The sequence below is a fragment of the Brevundimonas sp. EAKA genome, assembly GCF_000698025.1.
GTDB lineage: Bacteria > Pseudomonadota > Alphaproteobacteria > Caulobacterales > Caulobacteraceae > Brevundimonas > Brevundimonas mediterranea_A.
In genome coordinates this window covers 1-6,365 of the sequence record NZ_JMQR01000150.1, presented here as the reverse complement: position 1 = coordinate 6,365, position 6,365 = coordinate 1, and the positions used below count along the sequence as shown (strand labels likewise).

At 69.4% G+C, this 6,365-nt stretch carries 9 protein-coding genes; 7 read left to right on the top strand and 2 right to left on the bottom strand.

The window, feature by feature from the left end; all coding sequences use genetic code 11:
- The first annotated feature begins 112 nt into the window (after positions 1 to 112).
- The 3 genes from ER13_RS15290 to ER13_RS15280 all read left to right on the top strand — a co-directional run bounded on the left by ER13_RS15290 (position 113) and on the right by ER13_RS15280 (position 1,722).
- Positions 113 to 511: an HIT domain-containing protein gene (locus tag ER13_RS15290; RefSeq protein WP_035310617.1), complete on the top strand. Its 399-nt coding sequence runs from the start codon at positions 113 to 115 to the stop codon at positions 509 to 511.
- 60 nt (positions 512 to 571) lie between these two features.
- A complete protein-coding gene (locus ER13_RS15285) occupies positions 572 to 874 on the top strand; it encodes a helix-turn-helix transcriptional regulator (protein ID WP_155988175.1) in 303 nt (100 codons plus the stop codon).
- Positions 875 to 972: 98 nt separating this feature from the next.
- Positions 973 to 1,722 (top strand): glucose 1-dehydrogenase, encoded by a 750-nt coding sequence (locus ER13_RS15280; RefSeq protein WP_035310613.1) that lies wholly within the window; start codon positions 973 to 975, stop codon positions 1,720 to 1,722.
- Positions 1,723 to 1,771: 49 nt separating this feature from the next.
- Here the strand turns inward: ER13_RS15280 and ER13_RS15275 are convergent, their stop codons facing one another.
- On the bottom strand, positions 1,772 to 2,608 hold the full coding sequence (locus ER13_RS15275; RefSeq protein WP_035310611.1) for an aldo/keto reductase: 837 nt from the start codon (positions 2,606 to 2,608) through the stop codon (positions 1,772 to 1,774).
- Positions 2,609 to 2,667: 59 nt separating this feature from the next.
- On the opposite strand from ER13_RS15275, the gene ER13_RS15270 reads away from it, so the two are divergent.
- Positions 2,668 to 3,639: an alpha/beta fold hydrolase gene (locus ER13_RS15270; RefSeq protein ID WP_035310609.1), complete on the top strand. Its 972-nt coding sequence runs from the start codon at positions 2,668 to 2,670 to the stop codon at positions 3,637 to 3,639.
- 162 nt (positions 3,640 to 3,801) lie between these two features.
- On the opposite strand, the gene ER13_RS15265 is transcribed toward ER13_RS15270, so the two are convergent.
- Positions 3,802 to 4,809 carry an LLM class flavin-dependent oxidoreductase gene (locus ER13_RS15265; RefSeq protein ID WP_035310608.1) on the bottom strand — a complete coding sequence of 336 codons (1,008 nt, stop codon included), beginning with the start codon at positions 4,807 to 4,809 and terminating at the stop codon, positions 3,802 to 3,804.
- A gap of 101 nt (positions 4,810 to 4,910) precedes the next feature.
- Between ER13_RS15265 and ER13_RS15260 the strand changes: the two genes are divergently transcribed.
- The 3 genes from ER13_RS15260 (at position 4,911) to ER13_RS15250 (ending at position 6,301) form a co-directional block, all read left to right on the top strand.
- On the top strand, positions 4,911 to 5,189 hold the full coding sequence (locus ER13_RS15260) for a hypothetical protein (protein ID WP_008261484.1): 279 nt from the start codon (positions 4,911 to 4,913) through the stop codon (positions 5,187 to 5,189).
- 75 nt (positions 5,190 to 5,264) lie between these two features.
- Complete coding sequence (locus tag ER13_RS15255) at positions 5,265 to 5,774, top strand: hypothetical protein (protein WP_035310603.1); 510 nt, start codon at positions 5,265 to 5,267, stop codon at positions 5,772 to 5,774.
- Complete coding sequence (locus ER13_RS15250) at positions 5,771 to 6,301, top strand: hypothetical protein (protein WP_052005157.1); 531 nt, start codon at positions 5,771 to 5,773, stop codon at positions 6,299 to 6,301. The genes ER13_RS15255 and ER13_RS15250 overlap by 4 nt, the downstream gene beginning before the upstream one ends.
- The last annotated feature ends 64 nt before the right edge of the window (positions 6,302 to 6,365 follow it).

Genomic DNA, 6,365 nt, shown 5'->3' with positions numbered 1-6,365 from the left:
CCACCGGCGCCGCGCCCAGCGAGGCGCAGATCGAGGCCGCACGGCTGGCGCTTCAGCCGCCGTTGAAGGTCATGACCGACAGCGCCTGCGTCATCTATGGATTGAACTGAGCATGGGGTTTGTCGTCGCGCCCGCCTTCGAGGCCGGCTCCATCGCCGCCGCCGAATGGCCGCTGTGCCATGTGCGGCTGCAGGACGACGTGCGGTTTCCCTGGCTGATCCTGATCCCGCGCGTCGAGGGGGCGGTGGAGCTGGAAGACCTGAGCGTCGAACAGCGGGCCGTGCTGATGGAGGAGACGGTGCGGGCCGGGGCGCTGGTGCGGCGATTGGGGCCGGTCGAGAAGCTGAACGTCGGGGCTATCGGCAATGTGACGGCCCAGTTGCACGTCCATGTCGTCGGACGCCGTCGCGACGACGGCCTGTGGCCCGATCCGGTCTGGGGGCGAGGCCCGGCGGCCCCCTATGCGGGTGAGGCGCGGGCGTGGCTATTGGATGTGATCCGAGGCGGGTAGTCGATCCGACGATCGATGTGTCGTCGCGCCCCATTTGCGTCAGGCGCTCTCGCACCGCATATGAGCCCTATGGAAGACGCGCCGCGCATCCGGCTGGACGAACGCCAGGTGAACCTGATCGCCAAGGCCCTGGCGGAGCCGCGTCGCCGTCAGATCCTCAAGGAGATCGGCGCGGCCAGCGAACCCACCCCTTGCGGCGCGGTCGCCCAGCTTGTCTCGGTCAGCGCCCCCACCTTCTCGCACCATATGAAGGAACTGGAGACCGCCGGCCTGATCCAGATCTGCCGGCAGGGCAAGTTCGCCTTCCTGGTGCTGCAGCGCGACGTCCTGAACGCCTATTTGGCCCAGCTCGCGGAAATCTGAGGCCGGTTTCAGAAAATCAACAGCCCCGCTTATTGAATCAGTTCGATGGTTATCTAAATATCAAACCGTTCGCCGCTGAAGGCGACCGGAGAGAGATCATGAGCAAGCTTTCAGGCAAGACCGCCGTCGTCACCGGCGCATCGAAAGGCATCGGGGCGGCCATCGCCAAGGCCCTGGCCGCCGAGGGCGCCGCAGTGGCGGTCAACTACGCCTCCAGCCGCGAAGGGGCCGACAGGGTCGTGGCCGAGATCACCGCCGCCGGCGGCAAGGCCATCGCCGTCCAGGCGTCCGTGGCCAGCAGCGACGATGTCACGCGGCTGTTCGACGAGACCCAGAAGGCGTTCGGCGGCGTGGACATCCTCGTCAACAACGCTGGCGTCTATGCCTTCGCGCCGATCGAGGACTTTACCGAGGCCGAATACCGACGCCAGTTCGACATCAATGTTCTGGGCCTGCTGCTGGCCACCAGCGAGGCGGCCAAGCGCTTCGGTCCCGACGGCGGCAGCGTGATCAACATCAGCTCGGGCGCCACCACCGTCGATATCCCGACCGCCTCGGTCTACACGGCCACCAAGGCCGCCGTGGACTCGATCACCCGCGTGCTCGCCAAGGAACTCGGCCCGCGCCAGATCCGGGTCAACGCCATCGCGCCCGGCGCCGTCGAGACCGAGGGCACCCACGCCACGGGCATCATCGGCTCGGATCTGGAGGTCCAGATGGTCGCCCAGACGCCGCTCGGCCGCATGGGTCAGCCGTCCGACATCGCACCTGTGGCCGTCTTCCTGGCCTCGCCCGACAGCGCCTGGATCACCGGTGAAATCATCGCTGTGGCCGGCGGCAACCGTTAAATCACGCCGTGGCAAGGGACGCGGCCGGGGTTCGGCCGTGTCCCTTGCCTCAGATGATATCCAGCGGCGTCTCGCGCGTGGGCGGGGGGAAGGCGGCGTCGAGGCGTTCGATATCCTCGAGGTCGAACTGGATCTCCAGGGCGTCGGCGTTGGCCTCGACGTGTTCGACCGAGCTGGCCTTGGGAATGGCGATGACGCCGTCGTGGCGCAGGATGGCGGCGAGCGCTACCTGAGCCGGGTCGGCGCTGTGGCGGTTGGCGATGTCGCGGATCAGGGGCTGTTCCAGCAACTCGCCGCGCCCCAGGGGCGAATAGGCCATCATCGGCATGTCGCGGGCCTGCATCCAGGGCAGGAGATCGAACTCCACCCCGCGCGAGCCCAGATTATAGAGCAACTGGTTGACGGCGCAGTCCTCGGCTCCCTCGATCTCCATCAGCCGTTCCATGGCGCGCATATCCAGATTGGACACGCCCCAGCGGGCGATCATCCCCTCGTCGACCAATTCCTGGAAGGCGGCGACCGTCTCTTCCAGCGGGACATTGCCTTCCCAGTGCAGCAGATACAGGTCCAGCCGGTCGGTCCCCAGCCGTTCCAGCGACTTCTCGCAGGCCAGCATCATCTTCATTTCCGACGCGTTGTCGGGCCGGACCTTGGAGACCAGAAAGACCTCGTCGCGGCGTCCGGCGATGACCTCGCCCACCAACCGTTCGGAGCGGCCGTCGCCGTAGAGCTCGGCCGTGTCGATCAGGGTCAGGCCCAGGTCGATGCCGCGCGCCAGGGCCTGCTGCTCCTCGTCGCGCCAGGCGGGATCGTCGCCCATCTCCCAGGTGCCTTGGCCCAGGGCGGGAACGGTCGTACCGTCTGCAAAGGTGACGAGGCGGGTCATGTCCGTCCTGTTTGATGAAAGCGGCACAGGCCGCCCTGGCTAGGGATGGGGAGGTTGGAATGCGCACCCGGCTTATCAAGACCGACGGCCTTGTCCAACAGGTGCTGGAGGCGGGATTCGAAGACCCTAACGCGCCATTGGTCCTGCTGATCCATGGCTTTCCGGAACTGGGGGTCAGCTGGCGGGCGCAGGTCGAGGCCCTGTCCCGGACGGGGTACCATGTCGTCGCCCCCGACATGCGCGGATACGGCGGCACGGACAAGCCCAAGGGCGTCGACGCCTGTTCGATCCTGCATCTGGTCGGGGACATGGTCGATCTGGTCCGGGCGCTGGGCAAACAGAGCGCCGTCGTCGTGGGCCATGACTGGGGGGCGCCGGTCGCCTGGCATTGCGCCCTGTTGCGGCCCGATCTGTTCACGGCGGTGGCCGGCCTGTCCGTGCCGTTCCAGCCGCGTCGGCCCCAGGGACCGCCGACGACCGTCATGGCCATCCTGTCCGAACGGGCCGGGCTGGGCGACCTCTATATCAGCCGGTTCCAGGCGGCGGACGCCCATCGGGCGCTGGAGGCCGATCCGGCGACGACGCTGAGGAAACTGTTCTGGTCCTATGACGGCGCCACCCCGGCCGCGAAACGGGCCACCGGCTTCATGGCGCGGGGCGTCGGCCTGCTGGACAGTATCGACGACGGCGCCGACCTGCCGCCGTGGATGGGCGCCGCCCATTTCGCCGAATATGTCGAGGCCTTCACGGCCGGCGGCTTCGACGCGCCGCTGAACTGGTATCGGGCGATCGATCTGAACTGGTCGCTGACCGCCTTCGCGCAGGAGCAGCGGATTCTCCAGCCCGCCCTGTTCATCGTCGGCGAGGACGATCCGGTCCGACACTATGCCGGCTCGGCCGAGACCGGGCTGAAGGACTGGGTTCCGAACCTGACGCGTTCGGTGGTCCTGCCCGGCGCTGGCCACTGGATCCAGCAGGAGCGGCCGGATGAGGTGACTGGGCTGCTGCTGGGGTTTCTGGGGGAGCTCTGACTCGCTTCCTTCTCCCCTTGCGGGAGAAGGTGGCCCGAAGGGCCGGATGAGGGTTCCGCCGGTGGGCCAACTCGCACTACCTTGCCCCTCACCCTTTCGCGCAAGACCGATCGCTACGCTCTCGGGCGCTCAAGCCCTCTCCCGGCGGGAGAGGGTACGGGTTCACGCCGCCGCTTCCGCCGTCTCCATCCGCCCGCGAACTTCCGCGACGATCTCGAGGCTGCGGATGCGGGCGGCGTTGTCGAAGGCCATGCCGGTGACCATCAATTCATCGACGCCGGTCAGGGCGATAAAGTCGGTCAGCTGTTTCCGCACCGTGTCCGGCCCGCCGACGGCGGAATAGAGCAGGCGGCTGCGCGCCCCCTCGATCTGTTGCGGGGTCAGGACGGCCGTGATGTCGTCGACGGGCGGGGGCAGCTTGCCCGGCTTGCCGGTCGAGAGCCGGGCGAAACTCTGTTGCATCGAGGTGGACAGGCGCACGCCCTCCGCGTCCGTATCGGCGGCGAAGACGTTGATCGCGGCCATGGCGTAGGGCTGGGCCAGCCGGTCGGACGGGGTGAAGCTGCGGCGATAAAGCGCCAGGGCCTCCAGCAGCAGTTCAGGCGCGAAATGGCTGGCGAAGGCGTAGGGCAGGCCCAGCTGGCCGGCCAGCTGGGCGCTGAACAGGCTGGACCCCAGAAGCCAGATCGGCACGCGCAGACCCGCGCCGGGAACGGCGCGCACCGGCTGATTGTCGGCGGCCGGTTCGAACCACTGGATCAATTCGACCACGTCGCGCGGAAACTGGTCGGCGCCGTCGAAATAGCGGCGCAGGGCGCGGGCGGTGGCGCCGTCCGTGCCGGGTGCGCGGCCCAGGCCGACGTCGATCCGGCCGGGGAACAGGGTCTCCAGGGTGCCGAACTGTTCGGCGACGACCAGGGGCGCGTGGTTGGGCAGCATGACGCCGCCGGAGCCGACGCGGATGCGCTGGGTGCCCGCCGCCACATGGCCGATGACGATGGCGGTCGCTGCGCTGGCGATGCCGGGCATGTTGTGGTGTTCGGCCAGCCAGAACCGCTCATAGCCCAGCCGGTCGGCGGCCTGGGCCAGGGCCAGGGTCTCGTCGAGGGCGCGGCGGGCGTCGCCGCCTTCGACGATGGGGGAGAGGTCGAGAACTGAGAACGGGATCATGAGGCCTAGATCGGGGCTGACGGCCGAGGTTCAAGGGCAGGGAGCGGGGAACCGCAACAGGGTCGGGCGCTTTACCTCCGACGAACCCGGAGACATGAGCCATGACGGACGTTGACGCCGAAAAGACCGAAGCCGAGTGCGAGGATGCGCGCGAGGCCGCCGACATGGGCGAAAAGCCGGACCTGGGGCACAAGGCCGACGCCCTGATCGAGGCGTTGGACGGCACAGATTCCGGCTCCGACACCCGCGCCGGCTCGCTGCGCGGCGGGTCCGCCAGCGGATCGGACGATGATCCCGACTCGCTCGAGATCAACGAGGCCCTCGCCGAAGAAGGGCGGGCCTCGGCGGGGACACGGGGCCGCGCTGAAAACGACGATTGACGCTGACGCCTTGCTGCCGCCGCATCCTTGCGCCACGGTGGCGCCTTGACCATGGGTCCAAGGGACGATTCCCCGATGATACGCCGTCTGGCGGCCTCGGCCGCCTTAGTCTTGCTTTGCCTTGCAGGTTGCGACGACCGGTCCAGGACCGAAAAGGCGCCGGCCCAGGCCTCCCTCGCCGCCCCTGACCAAATGACCGCCCCGGCTTCGCCGTCGGAGGGAGAGGCTGCGCCTGCGCCCGAGGCGATGACGGCGGATATCCCCGCTGCACCCGGCGCGCCCGCTTATGCCGCCCTGTACCCCGGAGCCGCCCTGGACCAGCCGGCGACGACCGCCGCCGGGCCGGACGGCGAGGGCGGGCTGGTCACCTTCACCACCGCCGCCACGCCCGACGAAGTGGTGGCCTTTTATCGCACCCGCGCCGAGGAGGCGGGCCTGACCTCGGTCATGGGCATGAACCAGGGCGACGCCCGGGCCTATGGCGCGGCGGGCGGCCAGGCGGGCGCGACCAATCTTCAGGTGGTGGCCGCGCCGGGCGCCGGCGGCGAGACCTCGGTGCAGCTGAGCTGGAGCGCGGGTCTGTGAGACCGGTCGCCGCTCTGATCGCGGCGACGGTGATCCTGCCTTCGCTGCCCCTGGCGGCCTGCGCCCCGGCCGGGCGGCCTTCGCCCCGTCCGATCTTCAGCACGACCGACGAAGGCTATCTGTCGCCCGGCGTCGTCGCGCGGCTGGCCCAGGCCGTGCCCCCAGCGCCCGTGGCGGGATCGGCCCAGGATGCGGCCGACCGGGCGGCGTCGGCGCGGTTCACGGCCTTGGAGGATTCGGACCGCTGGCTGATGGCGACCGCCCATGCCGAACTGCGCCCGCCGCTGGCGCTTCAGCATTTCGACTGCGCCCTGGGGGTGCGACTGGGGTCGGCCGAGACGCCGACGCTGGACCGGATGACGGCCAAGGTCTTTCATGACGCCCAGGCGGCGGTCGTGCTGGCCCAGGCCCAGGCGCGAGGTCGTCGCGCCCGGCCGGTCGCCGAGGATCCCGCTCGCCGGGACTGCGAGACCCTGACGCCGCCGAGGGGGCGCAGCCCGTTCGCCCCCCCCGCCGGCGGGGCGTAGGGAAGCGCCCATGCAGCGGGGCTGGCCGAGTTGAGGCCGGGACGGGACGGGGCGGTGCAGCTCA